This window comes from Paenibacillus foliorum (assembly GCF_013141765.1).
In the GTDB taxonomy this organism is placed as follows: Bacteria; Bacillota; Bacilli; order Paenibacillales; family NBRC-103111; genus Paenibacillus_S; species Paenibacillus_S foliorum.
This window is the reverse complement of sequence record NZ_WHOD01000067.1, coordinates 98298-115933: the sequence shown is the minus strand read 5'-3', so window position 1 is coordinate 115933 and position 17636 is coordinate 98298. Positions and strand designations below refer to the sequence as shown.

At 42.8% G+C, this 17636-nt stretch carries 14 protein-coding genes; all 14 read right to left on the bottom strand.

Annotation, left to right across the window (positions count from 1 at the left end; genetic code table 11):
- Window positions 1-172: 172 nt before the first annotated feature.
- Window positions 173-1378: a methionine adenosyltransferase gene (gene metK, locus GC093_RS18040; RefSeq protein ID WP_216624686.1), complete on the bottom strand. Its 1206-nt coding sequence runs from the start codon at window positions 1376-1378 to the stop codon at window positions 173-175.
- A gap of 230 nt (window positions 1379-1608) precedes the next feature.
- On the bottom strand, window positions 1609-1875 hold the full coding sequence (locus tag GC093_RS18035; protein WP_171653282.1) for an alpha/beta-type small acid-soluble spore protein: 267 nt from the start codon (window positions 1873-1875) through the stop codon (window positions 1609-1611).
- Between the two features lie 87 nt (window positions 1876-1962).
- Complete coding sequence (locus GC093_RS18030; RefSeq protein ID WP_171653281.1) at window positions 1963-2565, bottom strand: hypothetical protein; 603 nt, start codon at window positions 2563-2565, stop codon at window positions 1963-1965.
- Window positions 2566-2684: 119 nt separating this feature from the next.
- Window positions 2685-6158, bottom strand: a complete 3474-nt coding sequence (locus tag GC093_RS18025; protein ID WP_171653280.1) for an S-layer homology domain-containing protein — start codon at window positions 6156-6158, stop codon at window positions 2685-2687.
- A gap of 561 nt (window positions 6159-6719) precedes the next feature.
- Window positions 6720-7829, bottom strand: a complete 1110-nt coding sequence (locus GC093_RS18020; protein WP_171653279.1) for an MraY family glycosyltransferase — start codon at window positions 7827-7829, stop codon at window positions 6720-6722.
- A 205-nt stretch (window positions 7830-8034) separates the two neighbouring features.
- Entirely contained in the window at window positions 8035-9147 is a 1113-nt protein-coding gene (gene csaB, locus GC093_RS18015; RefSeq protein WP_246314715.1) for a polysaccharide pyruvyl transferase CsaB, read from the bottom strand.
- Window positions 9120-11189 carry a DUF5693 family protein gene (locus GC093_RS18010; RefSeq protein WP_171653278.1) on the bottom strand — a complete coding sequence of 690 codons (2070 nt, stop codon included), beginning with the start codon at window positions 11187-11189 and terminating at the stop codon, window positions 9120-9122. The genes csaB and GC093_RS18010 overlap by 28 nt, the downstream gene beginning before the upstream one ends.
- Before the next feature lie 25 nt (window positions 11190-11214).
- Window positions 11215-12918: a phospho-sugar mutase gene (locus GC093_RS18005; RefSeq protein ID WP_171653277.1), complete on the bottom strand. Its 1704-nt coding sequence runs from the start codon at window positions 12916-12918 to the stop codon at window positions 11215-11217.
- A gap of 84 nt (window positions 12919-13002) precedes the next feature.
- Complete coding sequence (gene fabZ / locus GC093_RS18000) at window positions 13003-13434, bottom strand: 3-hydroxyacyl-ACP dehydratase FabZ (RefSeq protein WP_171653276.1); 432 nt, start codon at window positions 13432-13434, stop codon at window positions 13003-13005.
- Between the two features lie 276 nt (window positions 13435-13710).
- Window positions 13711-14235 carry a CDP-alcohol phosphatidyltransferase family protein gene (locus GC093_RS17995; protein ID WP_171653275.1) on the bottom strand — a complete coding sequence of 175 codons (525 nt, stop codon included), beginning with the start codon at window positions 14233-14235 and terminating at the stop codon, window positions 13711-13713.
- A 109-nt stretch (window positions 14236-14344) separates the two neighbouring features.
- Complete coding sequence (locus GC093_RS17990) at window positions 14345-14566, bottom strand: DNA-directed RNA polymerase subunit beta (protein WP_171653274.1); 222 nt, start codon at window positions 14564-14566, stop codon at window positions 14345-14347.
- 28 nt (window positions 14567-14594) lie between these two features.
- On the bottom strand, window positions 14595-15464 hold the full coding sequence (locus GC093_RS17985; RefSeq protein ID WP_171653273.1) for a flagellar hook-basal body protein: 870 nt from the start codon (window positions 15462-15464) through the stop codon (window positions 14595-14597).
- 65 nt (window positions 15465-15529) lie between these two features.
- Complete coding sequence (locus GC093_RS17980) at window positions 15530-16429, bottom strand: flagellar hook-basal body protein (protein ID WP_171653272.1); 900 nt, start codon at window positions 16427-16429, stop codon at window positions 15530-15532.
- 51 nt (window positions 16430-16480) lie between these two features.
- Window positions 16481-17479, bottom strand: a complete 999-nt coding sequence (locus GC093_RS17975; protein ID WP_171653271.1) for a rod shape-determining protein — start codon at window positions 17477-17479, stop codon at window positions 16481-16483.
- Window positions 17480-17636: the final 157 nt, after the last annotated feature.

Genomic DNA, 17636 nt, shown 5'->3' with positions numbered 1-17636 from the left:
TATAGACTCTATTACTATTGAAAAAGTTACGATAATATGGCGAAAATTAATAGAGTAGCGAAATAGACCAACCTACACACAGGAGGATCTACCATTCAAAGAATACCGCGACCCTTTAATGAACACAAAAAACAAGCTCAGTTCAATTGAACCGAGCTTGTCCTTTTAAGTCTTATGCTAGAGCATCACGTTTCAGCAGCTCTGCCTTATCTGTACGCTCCCATGGAAGATCTACATCGGTACGACCGAAATGTCCATAAGCAGCAGTTTGTCTGTAGATTGGTTTGCGAAGATCCAATGCCTTAATAATGCCTGCAGGACGTAGATCAAAATGCTTACGAACTACTTCTACCAGCTTATCTTCGCTTACTTTACCTGTTCCAAATGTATCAACAGCAACCGAAACCGGTTGAGCAACACCAATTGCATAGGCAAGCTGTACTTCACATTTGTCAGCCAAGCCTGCAGCTACAATGTTCTTAGCTACATATCTTGCTGCGTATGCGCCGGATCTGTCAACTTTTGTAGGATCCTTACCGGAGAAAGCTCCGCCGCCATGACGAGCATAACCGCCATACGTATCTACAATAATTTTACGGCCTGTTAAACCAGCGTCACCTTGAGGACCGCCGATAACAAAACGACCTGTAGGGTTAATGAAATATTTAGTATCCTCACCTAAGAATTTCTCAGGAACGATTGGTTTGATGACATGTTCTTTAATGTCCGCTTGAATTTGTTCTAAAGTAACATCTTCACTGTGCTGAGTCGATACAACGATTGTATCAACACGTACAGGAATATCTCCTTCGTATTCAACCGTTACTTGTGTTTTACCATCTGGACGAAGGTAAGGAAGAGTACCGTTTTTACGAACTTCAGTCAAACGACGGGATAATTGGTGAGCTATCGAAATAGGCAATGGCATAAGTTCTGGAGTCTCGTTAACCGCGAAACCAAACATCATCCCTTGGTCACCTGCACCAATTGCTTCAATCTCTTCGTCAGTCATTAGGCCTTCTCTAGCTTCAAGAGCCTTGTCCACACCTTGTGCGATATCAGCGGATTGCTCATTCAAAGAAACCAACACTGCGCATGTTTGGGAGTCAAAACCAAACTTCGCACGAGTATATCCTATTTCCTTAATGGTCTGACGAGCAATAGATTGAATATCAACATATTCGGATTGGCTTGAGATTTCACCAATAACTAGAACCAAGCCAGTAGCAACCGAAACTTCGCATGCAACACGAGCATTTGGATCATTAGCAAGAAACGCATCAAGAACGGAGTCAGAAATCTGATCACAAATCTTATCAGGATGCCCCTCAGTTACGGACTCAGATGTAAATAAGCGTCGACCGCGTGGTATTGTCATACTATCGACCTCCTAAAAAGTAGTTGAATTTTATTAAGAAAAGCTTCAAAACGAAGCACTTTCGTTGAAGTTATGGCCATGACTTTCGTATCGAAAAGCTCCTATACAAAAAAATCAACCTTTTCCCATGGGAAAAGGTTTAGCATGACCTTCTTTTAAATATGTTACTGGATTTGTCTAGGGCTGTCAATAAAATTGCACAAGTTCCCATAAAATTAATAATGCCTTAATTATAAGTTCAACAGTATTTCTTCCGCCTTACGAATGAGACGACTTGAGATCGCCCCGCCTACTGCACCTGCATCACGTGAAGTTATATGCCCCCAGTAATCTTCCTTAATGGATTGAGCTGGAAGAGACCCTAACTCTGTTGCAAATTCAACATTGGAATGTGCTAATGACTTTCCGACTGGCAATCCCATCTCTGCTGCAATTTCATACTTTAGAGCATCCAAAGCTTGATGACTTTCCGGCACTACTTTTTTCCCTTTTGCCATGAAATCCACCTCCATATGTGATGTAACCATAGTATGTCCGCGTCTGATAGGACAAGTCGTATAAACTGTTGTCAAGATGGGTAAAATTTATGGAGTCACCTTAGAACCATCTGCATTAATTTGTAGAAAAGATCCGCGAACCATCACATAAATGTCTTGCTTCAATTTTGGATCGGCCTTAATACCACGGCCTTCACGTGGAATTATAAGTAAATGATTAAGTTCAACCGTCGCACCAGCTACTATATCTTTTCCTGATGTTACATCTGGAACTCCATTCTCATCCGAACTGATGATAGTAACTTTACCACTTCGAACAATCATTTCAGTACCAGGTCCACCGTACAAGGTCTGTCCTGGTTCGAGCTTAAGTACAGTAAGACTAGTATTTCCCGAATCTGGTACCACTACAGAAGGCTGTTGCGGATTAGTGGATCCATTGGAATTACCTTTGTTATTTCCTAATTCTGCAGCTATGATTTGTTTTACTTTATCTTCAGTGATCGTCTGTTTGTTCATCTCTTCGGCTACCTTTAAGCTAATGTTCTGCTCAAAATAGCTCTTAGTAATAACCGGATCATCAATCGTACCGGCCTGAGTATTATTAGTAGCACCATCTGCATCAGCTATGATGATGGTTGATGACCATAGTAGGCAGGCACTAATAACAATTTTTGCTGCTGTTTTCATGAATTCACCTCGTATGTACATTTAAATTTGGATTCTATATTTTAAGGTTATCGGTTAAGTATAGCTTTATTAGACAAAAAAAAGAAGACCCCGTAGGGCCTTCTTTCTTTTAAGGATTATTACTTAACAGTTACTCCGAAGGATGCAGTTGCACCGCTTGAAGCCATTACGTTAACTGTGAAGCCAGTAATTGTAGTACCAGTGTAGCTGATTTTACCATTAGGATCGATACTTACTGCATTAGCAGCATCTTGTGTACCTACTACATCAGAGATGTAGAAGCTTAGGTTCAACAATTTGTTTGTATCTTGGCCAACTCCACCATTTTGAGTCAAGAATTGATCTGGAACGTTGCCTTCTTCATTTGGTTCGTTAGTTGGGTTGAACTCAGACACGATTTCATCACCAAATTGATCTTTTACAGTGATTTTTTCAGCAAGTTTTTTACCCCATAGGAATCCACCATTGATATCAGAAGCAGCAACTGCTTTGTCTGTTTTACGTAGAACGATACTTGCTACTACTGGAGCTTCGTTCTTAGTAGTTACATCAATTGATTTGGACTCTTGATCACCTTTAGCGTTTCTGAATACTACGTTAACTTTTGCAGTACCAGCATCCAAACCAGCAACAAAGTTCTTACCAGTAGTCGGTACATTTACAACTAATGGGTTGTTGGAAGTAACGGATACGATAGTGTTAGCATTTGAACCATTATACAAGCCTGAAGCAATTGCTACTTCTTCACCGCTTGATTTTTTAGCTCTTAGCTTAACTTCTTTTGTAACCTTTTTGAAGTTGTCATAAACATAAGTTGCGCCTTTAACTGTATCCCCACCAGCTTTGTTAACTACGTCGTAGTAGTCGTCAGCAGCAAGAATTGTGTTGTTGTTGACAGATTTGTCAAGGTAAACTTCATAAGTCAATTTATTCTCGGACTTATTAGGATCGATTTTTTCAATTGTAGTGGAAATGCTGTCTAGATCAACTTCTTTACCAGCATCTCTACCTGTTGTAGGTGTTTTGATCAATGTTGCTTTCAAAGTCCATGTTCCTTCAGTTGCGTTCGCTGTCGAATAGAACTTAAAGGACTTATCATAGAAGTTATCCCATGAATTAACATACAAGTGATCGTCAGTAATTACTTTTTGATCGTCTGGAGGCAACAAGTCGAAAGTTGCACTTGATTTTGCGCCATAAACAGCGGATAGAACTGTTTCTCTCTTACCATATTGGTTCTTGTATGGGTTAGCAATTGAAGCAGTATCGTAGCTAGTTGCAGCATTTTCCTTAGAAGCCAAGTAAACTTCTTCAACTGCAGCTCCAGTAAGACCTGGATTTTTAATTCCTGTTCCTGTGTAATCCAATCTTACTTTGTAAGTTGCTTCTGGATCATTAACATACTTCAATTCCGTACCGTTTTGGTCGTAAATTTTGTATTTAACTTCTGTGTCTGTTCCACCAAGAATATATTTCTTAGGTACAGTAGAGAATTTGATCGAATCAGCCTTACGTGCTTCACTTACAGAAATGTTCAATGTTTGAGTAACTGTTCTGTAATCTTCCAAGCTAACAGTTACGTACTGGGAACCTTTTCTGTCTACGCTAGTAACTGCTAGGTATCCTTTATAAGCACCCGTTTTAACGATTTCTGAAGTTTTGTCTTTACCAAGTGTGATTCCACTCGAAGTACGAATGTTGAACTTGCTATCTTTGTCGCCATTGCTATAAGCGTCTACGATATCATCTGGATCCAACAAATCACCTTTAGAATCTTTTACAATCAAAGGAATGTAGAACTTTTTATCCACATCTTGGTCGCCAGTAAGTCTATCGCCTTCAGCCAATGTGTAGTTATATGAACCAAACTCAACAGTAGCAGGAATTTTAGAAGCACTTACTTTGATTGTTTTACTTGCGGAGTTACCACCACGAGCATATACAGTTACAGTAATATCTTTTTCTTCATTGTTAGTCGAACGAATTTGCAAGTCAGCAGCGTCATCAAGAACAACATCATCTACAAACGGATCATTCGGACGTTCGCCAGTACCTGAACCTTCTTCAAGATCATTGTCTGAGAAGTTTACGGAAACATCATCATTCAATGCGTCTTTTTCTTCTACACGGAAGCCATATTGGTCATAAGCTTTAACATCCAAGTAGTTGTTAGAGCTTTTTGCTTCGATTTTGTCGATTTTCGTACCAGCAGCGTTCACCAAGTCTCCAAGTTCCACTTTGCTGACAAGAGCTTCGTCGCCAACTGCAAAGATTTTGTTTACTTGTGTACCACTGTCAGTGTGCATAACACTGATAGAGATTCTGTCATTTCTTTCTGTATCCAAATCTTGGCTCAATTGAATAGCTTGTTCGCCAGCAACATTACTGAATGTACCACCGTTTACACGGATGTCAAAGTTGCTTGCGCTCAATTTGGATTTTGCACCATATTGGTTAGTAGCTTTGAACTCAATGCGTACTTTACCAAGAAGTTTAGTGCCGCCTTTGTTTACTTTCAAAGGAATAGTATCAGAAGCTGTCAAGAAATCAATTTTCGTGATTTTCTCTACAGATGTAGTAGTTGAAGCTGTTTTATTAGTCTCATCGATGTTGCTCAGACCGCTAATTGTAGCTTCGTATTTGGATTCTTGGAATTTGGAATCAAAAGTCAAAGTAGCAACAGTTTTCTTGTCATCCCACTTAGTAGTGAAGCCGGAAGTGATTACTGAGCCGTCTTTTTTGATTTCAACTTTCAAGTTTTTAGCAGCATCTTCAGTCAATGCGCCGTTAAGTGTAAGAGTCAACACGTTAGCGTCAGTTGCTTTGAACTGAGAAATTGCATATTTACCATTGAAAGCTGGTCCTTTGTACTGAGCTTTCGCTTCGTAAGCACCAAGAACTAGAATATCACGAGTTGCATTTACGTTACCGCCGAATTTACCGTCAGCGCCATTGGACAACACTTTCAAGTTAAGAGCCAATGCTACATAACCTTTAGCCCAATCAGTAACAGTTGCATCATTAACACCTGGAGTAGCTTTAGCGTCAGCGTCTTTTCCAAGACCGCGGATCAAGAAAGTTGCCAATTGTTCTTTAGTTACTTTACCCGCTGGGTTGTATTGACCAGGAGCGTAACCATCAGTGATACCTGCTGCTTTAACTGCTTCGATGTAAGCAAGAGCATAACCATTAGCTGGATCGTCAGCTTTAACATCGGAGAAGCTTGAAGTTTTCAAAGAAGTGTCAACTTTCAATCCGAAGATCAAAGCTGCTACTTTAGCGAATTGAGCGCGGTTCATTTCGTCTTTAAGACCAAATGTACCTTCTTTAACGCCATCAAATACGCCAGCAGAGATCAAAGCGTCAAACTTTGCTTTTGTTGCTGCATCAAGATCTTTCAAGTCGCTGAAATCAGCGGACGTTTTAGCTGCATCTGCATCAGCAGCTAGTGCTACGGAAGAAAACATTGAGAATGCCATAGCAAGGGATAAAATCGTAGATAAACTTTTTTTCATAACCTTTTTTTCTCCTCCTCGAATATCTTTCGGTTGTTGAGAGTTTTGTTTAGATAAATTATAGCTCGATTCCCTCATTAGCCGATTCACCCCCTTCCCAGAGTTGAGCGAAATGATTAATTATTTAAGGTCTGCGATGTATAAGATCACAGAAACTAGTAAACAATAGGAATGATAGGCTAGGCACTAGCGCGCCCTCATACATTATACACTGCGAAACTAGTAAGGTAAAGAGGTTATTTTGTGAAATTTATCCAACAATAACTGGTCTTTAGCCTTTTGTTTGTGTTTCACTGTATTAAACGCAGTGTCGTTTGAAAAGTTGCGCTCTTTGAAAAAAACTTTTTAATTTTCTTCAAAGCGCCGTTTGTGAGCCAGTGCTCCTTCTTGTCTATCACTTCATTTGTCTCACTCACTTACAGGACTTAGTATACACCCGATCTATCACTTTCGTCATCACTCACTATTTTCCATCGCGTATAAATAGTTAAACCCCCATTGCATAAGCGTTTTAACGCACTGAAGAAGTTAATTAGTAAGTAGTTTATAATGGTTTCCTTCTATATATAACCGCTAAATAAATGAATGAACCCCAAACCAAGTAGGTTTGGGGTTCATTCATTTATTTAGTTAATTCATTTATTTCGTCATACGAGAACGCGCGCCGAGCATAACCCGAACCTTTTGCAAGAACCTTAGCACCGGCTTTTTTGTTTGACTGATGATGCCAATAGCCTCTGCGCCCAAAACCAGAATAGCAACCAGAACAACGATCAAAAGCACTACGCCCCAAATGGCTTCTTTATCTGACATATAAGACAAGAGTACCGCTGAAACACCGAAAACAGAAGCAATACCATATATAATTAACACGGTCAGTCGATGGCTGAAGCCCAACTGCAGTAAACAATGATGTAGATGGCTCTTATCCGGCTTAGAAATAGGCAGCTTGTTAACCCAACGTCGCAGAATAGCAAAGAATGTATCTGATAGAGGGACACCTAGAATCATGATTGGAACCAATAAGGACAATACGGTAGCTTGTTTAAAACCAAGAATCGATAACGTTGCTAAGCTAAATCCAAGGAACAGAGATCCGGAATCCCCCATAAAAATCTTGGCTGGATGAAAATTATAAAATAAGAAGCCAACGATGCTCCCAAGTAATATAACACTCAACAGCACTACGGTAACATTGCCCATCATTAAGGCCAAGATAAGAATGGTTGTAGTAGCTATACCAGACACACCAGCCGATAAACCATCCAGTCCGTCAATTAAATTAATTGCATTGGTCACTCCTACAATCCAGAAAATTGTAAGCGGAATGGCCAGCCAGGTCAAAGAAATTGTCGTGTTGCCGAATGGGACATTAACCAGATCTATAACTACACCCGAATATACAACAACACATGCCGCAACGATTTGTCCAAGCAGCTTTACTTTGGGGGACAGATCAAACCGGTCATCCAAAGCACCCAAAATTACAATAATCGTTCCTCCGACCAATAAACCTAATGCTACGTCCGTATTAATTGAGCTCATAGCTGGTGAAACAACAAAATAGGCTCCTACAAATGCCATAAAAATAGCGAGCCCACCCAGTCTAGGCATAATCCGGCTATGTACCTTCCTATGATTAGGTGCGTCAACCGCTCCTACCCAGAATGCAAAACGCTTAACTAAAGGCGTCATCAGGAGGGCAATCAAGCAAGCGGCGACAAAGCCAACTCCGTACAATACATTCATTTTTATTAACACAGCCCCTTTTTCTATAAAAAGCCCCAAACAACTCAAATTATACTCGCTTTAAGCCCGTAATACCACTATCATTTTGAGTAAAAAAATGGGCTTTTGGGTTGTTTTCATAGTAAATTTCAAGGTTTCTGCAAGTTTTCTTTCTGTAGCTAATCTTAGAGTGCCGGATTAAGGTCTTGTTTATTCTTAGGCAGCATTATTTGAAGAAAGACGCAATTTGCTCAGCCGGCCTCTGGGCTTCACTTTTCAAGCGATCGATAAGCGGCTTTTTCAGCCTCTGCCATGCTTCTCGTTCCCTCAGCAACTGCAATGCTTCCGACGCTACTACCTCTGCATGAATCAACTTAGTATCAGCAGCAGCGGCCATATCGAGTCGGTTTAAAAATTGATCAATCTTCGGATCATAAGAAATACCGATCATCGGCACCTGCTGAGAAGCGCCATAAATCAGAGAGTGCAGCCGCATTCCGATCAACAGGTGGCAGCGGCTAACTTCTGAAAGCATGTGCTGTGGATGAGTCACATTATCGGCAATCGTTATGCGTGCGTGGTACTTAGGGTCCAAAAGCCCGATGACATACTCCGAAGCCGCTGTATCTGAAGGAAGATGAAATGGCAAAAACCGAACGTGAACATCGCTCTGCTCCAAAATCAACGCTATTGCTTCTGAAATTGCCTTCAACTCTGAACGGTCCTGATTCCAAAAGCGTAAGGAGACTCCAACTACGGAAGTTGCACCTTTGGGCAAATCCTCTACTTGATGTCCAGTTGATGCTAACGGCATGCCCATTACAGGATCAGGTACAACCATTACTTCTTTGGTGACATTCATTTTCTGTAGCAGCTGTTTTGATTCCTGATCACGAACGGACACAAACCGACACTTATTAAAAACCCCTCGGATCCAACTGAAAAACATCGGTCGATGAACCGGTCCAATCCCCTGTGAGTATATAAATGTCGGTTTTCCCAGCCACTGCGCGAGTTTGAGCACGGCTAAGTAATAAGGGATGGTTTTGAAGCCCGTTTCATCTTGGAGAAGACTTCCGCCACCGCTAATTAGCCCATCTGCACCCCGAATCGCCCGAACTAGCTCTCCAAGCTTCATTCTGTGCACAGCTTCGACGCCGTAGGTTTTCTGCGTTTTGGCTGGGTCAATGGACAGAACCACAGGAATTAATCGAATTCCCTGGGCCCGTCCTTGTTCCTCCAATGCTAGCAGGATCGATTGAAGAACGGCTTCATCACCGCTGTTGTCGAAACCGTAGTAGCCGGACAATACTATCCTTTTTGTAGCAATGGTGTCCAACGACGCCAACTCCTTGTAACAATCTCCCACGCGATAATAACAACAATTCCAATAGGTATCCCGAACAATAAACCATAAATATCACGTATAAAAGAAATATGCAGCGGTGTGTGAAGATGGGCAAATGTATCAACCATAGAGGCTTGTCCAATAACGCCGATCAATATTAGAAGCACAGCACTGCGGTATTTTACACATAAGTAAGCACCAAGTAAAAATAACGGGTGCGCGATCAAGAACTCCTTGGTACGCGGACGTATGCCAAGCGTATTCTCCAAAAACGAGCGGAACAGCTTTTCAAATGTAGAAGCTTGTCCCTCATTGCCTGTTCGGGATAAGTAATAAAAGCCTACAGCAGCTATTACAATAGCACCGATCATCCAGAGCACGCTAATATAAGAAGAAAGAAGCTTTCTGCCTTTGGCAAGCTTATCTTTATGCGACAGCTCATCGCTAAACAGCAGCCAATAAATAGCGGCTAGCACGATTGGAACCAAATGAAGAGCACTAACGCCCCTAAATTGCTCCAGAACAAGCAAATAGGTAATCTGATTGAGCAAGGCCACGATAAAGCAGGCCCCAATTACCGAAATTAGGGCAGTTCGTAGTAAAAGCAGGATCGCAAACCCTAAATGAGCACCAGCTGAGCTTACTTTCTTAGCTTGAGCCCTTTGCCGCGCTGTTCGAATGGCAAGCATCGTTGCTAATGTAGGGGCACACGTCCCCGCGGCAAGAGCAAGGCCTTGCGCAAACAAACTGGGTGAGAGCACATACAAGCCTGCAGATCCAATCAAGCCTAAGATGAAGGCAAGCAGCGTGATTTCGGAGATGAAATACGAAATTGTCAGCGCAATTATAGCAACTGCTCCTAGCCATACGAAGCCTTTGGCTGCTTGCAGCCAACCTGGATACATCGGCTGGAATTTCTCCGCAATTCCTATCGTAAATCCAGCTTCCTTGATCCGCGGAATAGCTCCATCTTGTCCATCAAGGCTGTCATAAAGAGCATCCATAGGGTGAAGGATTTTCCCTTTATCCAAATTTTTTACTGCTCTTGCATTCAGAAACACAATTCGGATGTTACGGTCTTTCACCGCCAGCACAAACCGGTCAGCAACACCTTGAACGCGCTCCTTCAATTCTTGCTCGGTCAGGTTCTCCGTAAGCTTTTCTCCATCTCTTTCGGTAAACGAATGCAGACGGACCACATTATAGCCCAGCATCTTCGAAAGTCGGTTAAAGCCCTTTTGCTGCGTTTTCTGCAACTCAATGTTGGCTAATCCCATATTATGCTTCTTCATTAGATCAGCCATTGTATCGATATTTTCTAGGCGCGTATCGTTAATATAACCAGGAACCGTTTCACCATCAATAATAAATCTTTTGATTCCATACTGCTGCAGCTGTGCTAACAGATTATCCATCCGTACTGCATCGAAAGGTCTGCGGTTGGATAACCGAACGATAATCTGGAAGCCTTGCTGCTTCAACAATTGAAGCGAAATAGGATCAGGATCCATGGTTTGGAGCATGGCTTCCTCCTGCCCCATTTCAATAATCATACCTGCTTGGTTCTTAAAGCTCCACGGACGTGTTTTTACTTTTAAACTAGAAAAGGTGTCCAGTATCAACGGCTGCAGCTTATCCTGTGCTTCTTTTTCAGCAAATAAGATATAAGTAAAATTCTCATTTGGTGAAATTGGAGTTTGTGTTAACGCCATTGCTTCATGAGAGGAGAACACCTCAATACGGCGGGAAAGTCTCAATTCAGAGAGCGTAGTTTCATATACCGCCATGGAATGTACGCCTGCTTTTTGCAGCTGTTTTAAATGATCTGTAACAAACGCTCTCGGATCCGTCTGAAAATTGGAGATTTCGAGCAAGTCACGATAGTCGAATGCGAACTCTACTTTACGTGCAGTGTCTTCTTCTGTTTGATTTCTGTTATAAGCTAAAGGAAGGGAGGCCAACACCCCGAGGATTACCAGCCACCACAACCATTTTAAGCCTAACCGGTTCCATTGTAAGTAACGCCCGCTCAACATGCCCACTCCTAATTAATAATTATTATTGGTCTACCCGGCTCATTACTGCAGTTACCAATCCGCGAACCGTATCTTCTGCTGCTTGGGCAGAGTCACCTCTCACAGCAAAATACACTTTAATTTTGGGCTCTGTACCCGAAGGACGCAAGCAAAACCACGAATTATCTGCCAGTGTATATTTCAATACATTTTCAATCGGTAATCCGTAAAGGCCTAGTGAGAAATCTTCCACTTTGGCAACTTGCTGCCCATTGATTTCAACGGGTGGCTCGCTGCGCCAATCTTCCATAATCGCTTGGATCTGCTCTACACCGTCTTTACCTTTTAAAGTCCGTGACTCCAGCTTTTCCAAGAAATATCCATGACGCTCATACAACTCCTGCAATACCTCATACAAGGTTTTACCTTGGTTTTTATAATAGGCAGCAGCTTCACAAATCAACATGGATGCAATGACAGCATCCTTATCTCTCGCGTAATTACCTGCCAAATAACCGTAGCTTTCCTCATATCCGAACAAAAATTCCGCTTCCTTCGTTGCTTCGAATTGCGTCATTTTCTCTCCGATATACTTGAAGCCTGTCAGAGTGTTTAAGGTCTCAACTCCGTAATGCTCCGCTACCGCAGCACCCATTTCACTTGTTACTATGGTTTTGATAACAACACCATTCTGCGGCAAGGCTTGGCGCTGCTTCAAACTGCTTAGCAAATAGTCGACCATAATGGCACCCGACTGGTTACCGGTCAACACAAAGTACTCCCCATCCGCGTCCTTCACAACAGCGCCCATCCGGTCACAGTCAGGATCTGTCCCAATAATAATATCAGCGTCAACCTGCTTAGCTAGACGAATAGCAAGTGAAAAAGCATCCTTTTCCTCTGGGTTCGGCGATTTTACTGTGCTAAATTTAGCATCAGGCAGCTCCTGCTCTGCTACCACGCTCACCTGCTCAAAACCAATCGCTTGCAGCACAGCCCTTACCGATAAATTCCCTGCTCCATGTAAAGGAGTAAACACAATACGGAAATTATCGCTCATCTGTTTTACGATATCCGAATTAAGGCTAACCGCTGTAACAGCTTGAGTGTAGGATTCATCCAGATCTTGACCGACCCACTGAAGAAGACCTTTGGTCTCTGCTTGTAGCCGCGTTTCCCGCTGCACATCAGAGAAGGACTGTACCTTCTGTATTTCAGCAATGACCTGCTCTGCTTGCTCTGGCACCAATTGTCCGCCATCCGCCCCATATACCTTATAACCGTTATATTCCGGAGGATTATGGCTTGCTGTAACAACAATGCCTGCATCGGCCTTCAAAGCTCTTACGGCATAAGACAACTCTGGTGTAGGACGCAATGATTCGAAAACATAGGCTTTAATACCGTTGCCTGCCAATACTTTGGCTGCTTCTAAAGCGAATTCTGGAGATTGATTGCGGGAATCATAAGCTATAACAGCAGATGGGCTAGATTTTTGTGACTTCTTAATAAATTGCGCTAGACCTTGTGTCGCTCTTCCAACGGTATATAAATTAATTCGATTCGTACCTGCACCAATAACCCCACGGAGGCCTCCTGTACCAAACTCAAGGTCACGATAGAAACGATCCTCAATTTCTTTCGGCTCATTGGCAATACCTTTTAACTCCAACTTGGTGTTGTCATCGATAGCTGGGTCGTTCATCCATAGCTGATATTGTTCTTGAATACGAAGCTCTATAGTCATGATCTAACTCCCTTATCTCAATTAGATTATTTTGTTTTTCCAAACATGGCTATTTACTGAAGCCCAACAAATATTGCAACTTATTTATTTGGGATCCGATAGAGCAAACATTAATTCACCTTCTGCAACTACTTTATCTCCGACTTTGGCTACAGCCTGACCTTTACCAATCGGACCTTTTAAGCGGGTAATAGTTACTTCAAGAATTAATGTGTCTCCTGGAACAACCTGTCCCCTGAAGCGAAAATCATTAATTCCTGCAAAAAAGCCCAATTTCCCGCGATTTGCTTCCAGAGATAGCATGGCAACGCTGCCGACTTGAGCCAAGGCCTCAACTATAAGAACTCCTGGCATAACTGGATAGGATGGAAAATGCCCCGCAAAAAACGGCTCGTTAATGGTTACATTCTTCAAGCCTGTTGCTCTTACCCCTGGCTCCATCTCTAAAATTCGATCAACTAGCAAAAAAGGGTGACGATGCGGTATTATCTCTTGAATTTGTGTGGCATCTAACATTGTTAAATGCTCCTTTCACGATTTAGTATAAAATCTGTCCATTCAACTTACACTAGGGTTATCCCTTCTGATCTGCAGTAATGAAGGTTGATATAAGGGAGCTTATGTACAGATTGCCATGGAGTGGCGAGCTGGACCTAAGCTCTTTTTAAATTACCGCCCGATTCACATCAAAATCACAAGAACAGCGCTGTTTGAAACGCATAGCTCTCGTGTCACGGCAGTTGACTGCCTTAGCAGGCTTTAGGTCGAAGCCCAGCTATCCTAATATGAAGCCTAGGAATTTTCACTCTCATTCTTGTTAAGGCTTTTAAATTGAAAAATATAAATAAACGAAGTTAGAAAAGAAATAATGATTACGATCCATAAACACGCTATTGCATAGGGAAATTCGAAGATAATTAGAAGAATAGCCAGGTAATACAGCACCGTAGTCAACTTGCCCATAACATTAGCAGGAACCGTCTGCTTGCCACGAAAATGAAAGAAGGCCGAACCGACTATCATCCCCGCATCGCGAAGAAACATGGCCGCTGCCGCTTCCCAAGGTATCATCTTGGAAAAAACAAGCGAGAGGATGACTGCAATCATCATAGATTTATCAGCCAGGGGGTCAAGCATGCTGCCTAGTTGCGTTATCTGTCTCCGCTTACGTGCAAGATACCCGTCTAACACATCTGTCAACCCAGCCAACAACAGAATGAAAAAAGCTGTTTTAATATAACCGGCTTCAAATACAAGCAAATACATGGGAATGAGGAAAAACCGGCATAGTGTTAATAAATTGGGTAGGTTCCACATCTATTCTTGTCTCCCCCCATATCAATTGGGTATACATCCCATCCTTACATTATAGCGTTGTTAGGGCAAAAATAAAACTCCCTGCCTAGGGAGTTCGAGTCCTTCTATTCTACTGTGCAAATACCAAGTCATACAAGTGGCGCCACGTTTCAATTTCATATACATCTTCCAACGGACGCTTACCTAAGTAGACATAACCGATTACTAAGCCGACCGCAAGTGCCGCTATAGACAAAACGGGAATACCTACCCATTGGGTTACCAACCAGATCGTTCGTCTCCGCTTTTTTGAAGACGGGTTCTTAGCCTTTTTCTGTTCCGTTTCCGCCATGCGTACCTACCTCACTTCAATCGTTCCGTTAGCCGTTGCGTAAGTTGTTCGCAATGCCCATCATCGTATCCGAAGAAGTAACGGCTCGTGAATTTAATTGAAATGCGCGCTGCACTTGCAGCAAATCCGTCATTTCATCGGCCAGTGTAACATTGGAATTCTCCAAAAAGCCCTGTCTCACCCTTATCGGGTCAACTATGTTATTGTTAGCGTCAAGAGTCTGCAGCACATCTTCACGGTTAGCAATACCATTCGGTAAATCATATAAATTATCACCTAGCTGCTGCAAGACCTGCGGACGAATAACACGCACCAGCTTAATTTGGCCTACATCTATAGGAGGTGCTAGCTTATCGATTTCACTATAGGCAACAACTTTGCCATCTGTTTGAAATTGTACACGGTGATCTACAGGGACGCGAATGGGGTTGTTATCTGTACCCACTACATATTGACCATCCTTTGTAGTTAAAAACATATCACGATTGGCCGGATCCGTCGAAGGAGTCAGTTCAAACGAGCCATTACGTGACCAAATCGTACGCGGCACCAAGTTGTTATTGGCATCACGTGTGAAACTATTAATTTCAAACAAACCATTGCCTTCAATGGCAAGATCCAAGGAACTATTCGTTGCTTGAAGAGAACCCTGCGCCATGTTCAATTGAGCTTGCACGAGCCTCGATCCCCAGCCTTGGTTATACCCTAATGGAGATAACCGGCCTTCCTTCTCAAAACCCTTCGGCTGCTGTTTTACGCTAGTTAGTACGTCTTGAAACGATGCTTCCTTGCGCTTGTAGCCCGTTGTGTTAATGTTAGCAATGTTATTGGATAACATATCCAGCTTTTGCTGTAACGCATGCATGGATACGGATGAATTAATCATCGAATGATTCATAATAGCCTCCTGAGAGCTTAGGGTTTTACCGTGCAAAACCAACTCATAAGATTATACCGTTATTATTAAACGCGGCCTACATCGTTAGCGACCTTGTCCATGCTTCGGTCATAAAATTGTACAACCTTCTGGTTCGCTTCATAAGCTCTCACAGCAGACATCATATCTACCATCGATTGGCTCGAGTCTACATTCGACCGTTCCACAAATCCTTGTCTAACTTCTACTTGATCCGTACCGTTAATCGCACGAGCCAAGCCCTCTTCACCTGCATTGAGGCGGTAAAGCCCATTGCCTTCGCGTACTAGATGATTCGGGTCTTCAATACGGCTGACGAGTAAGCTCATCGGTTGATTGTTGCCATTCTGTATAAAAATTCCGTCTGAATTTGTAAACTGTCCTTGCTTGGTTATGTGAAAATTACTGATGGGCGTCTGAGTCGTCGGATCCAACAGCAAGATCGGCTGTCCATCCCTACCTATTACCCGATAGCCGTCAGCAGTAGTTAACTCACCGTTTGAATCGACTGAAAACTTGCCATTCAGCGAGTAACGCTGTTCGCCATTCGCATTCTCAACTGTAAAAAAGGCTTGCGGCTGACTAATCCGCTGGCCGTTGACATCGATATACTTACCTGAAGCATCAAATGTCGCACCCGGCACTTGAATGTTAGAAACGAGTGCGAAGTCAAATGGGTTATACGTTTCTTGAATATCACCTTGTGCTTGGACAGATACATTCTCTTCTGCCATAACACCCGTGTTCAGACGACCGACGGGAATGGATCCGGCCTCACCTTGGCCACTGCGAACCCGTGAAATAAGCATTTCCGGAAATGAACGGTTAAGTGCATTCCCTTGCTTAAATCCCGGCGTATTCACGTTAGCAATGTTGTTCGTTACAATATCATGCTTGCGCTGTTGTGAAATCATTCCTGATGCAGCTGTGTATAGGCCTCTTAACATATAGTATAGAATCCTCCCCGACGGTCGGCGGTTAATTGTATTGTAGTTAAATTAAAACTTGCGTTTCGATACCTTATCCAGGTTGTCCAACATAATTCCAGTTCCTTTAACTACACAATGCATCGGATCCTCTGCGATCAGAACAGGCACCTTAAGCTCGTCCGCCAATAGTTGATCAATGCCATGCAGTAATGCTCCACCACCGGTAAGAATAACTCCGCGATCAATGATATCCGCAGATAATTCTGGAGGTGTACGCTCCAGTACCGTTTTGGCCGAAGCTACGATCGAAGAAACGGGATCCCACAACGCTTCGTAAATCTCTTCCGAGTTGATGCTTATCGTCAACGGCAATCCGCTCACCATGTCTCTGCCGCGAATATCCATTGTCTCTCTGCGTCCGTTCGGATAAACAGTTCCGATTCTGACCTTAATATCTTCCGAGGTCCGTTCGCCTATCAATAATTTATATTTGCTCTTAATGAATTTCATAATGGCCGAGTCGAACTTGTCCCCCGCGACTTTAATAGAAGAGGAGGTGACGATATCGCCCATTGACAAAACGGCTACATCCGTCGTCCCTCCACCTATATCCACAACCATATTACCGCTAGGCTGGAAAATATCCATACCTGCGCCAATAGCAGCAGCCTTAGGCTCCTCTTCCAGAAAAACCTCGCGCGCCCCGCTCCGTTCCGCCGCTTCACGAATCGCCTTCTGCTCTACGGACGTAATGTTAGTTGGAGCGCAGATCAAAATTCTCGGGTGACTGTACCACCTCTTGCCTCCTACCTTGTTTATGAAATGCTTAAGCATAATTTCTGTAATTTCAAAATCTGCGATCACGCCATCTCTCAGCGGGCGAGTAGCTATGATATTCCCAGGCGTTCTTCCCACCATGCGGAACGCTTCCTCGCCCACAGCCAGCACTCGCTTCGTGTCGCTTTCAATAGCGACGACAGACGGCTCATCCAGAACAACTCCGCGCCCCTTCACATGAATCAGGACGTTCGCTGTCCCCAGATCGATGCCTATATCCTTGCTTAACATTGAAAAGTTCCTCCCTAAACAAAACCGTCCATTCCTAAAAAAAGAAGCGGTACTCCAGTTATTATCGTGTTTAAAGTAAATTCGCTATAAATTTGCAAAATCCTCTTTTTTCATCCTTTTTTTTCGACAAATATCGCTTCCTCATGTCGGATCGGAT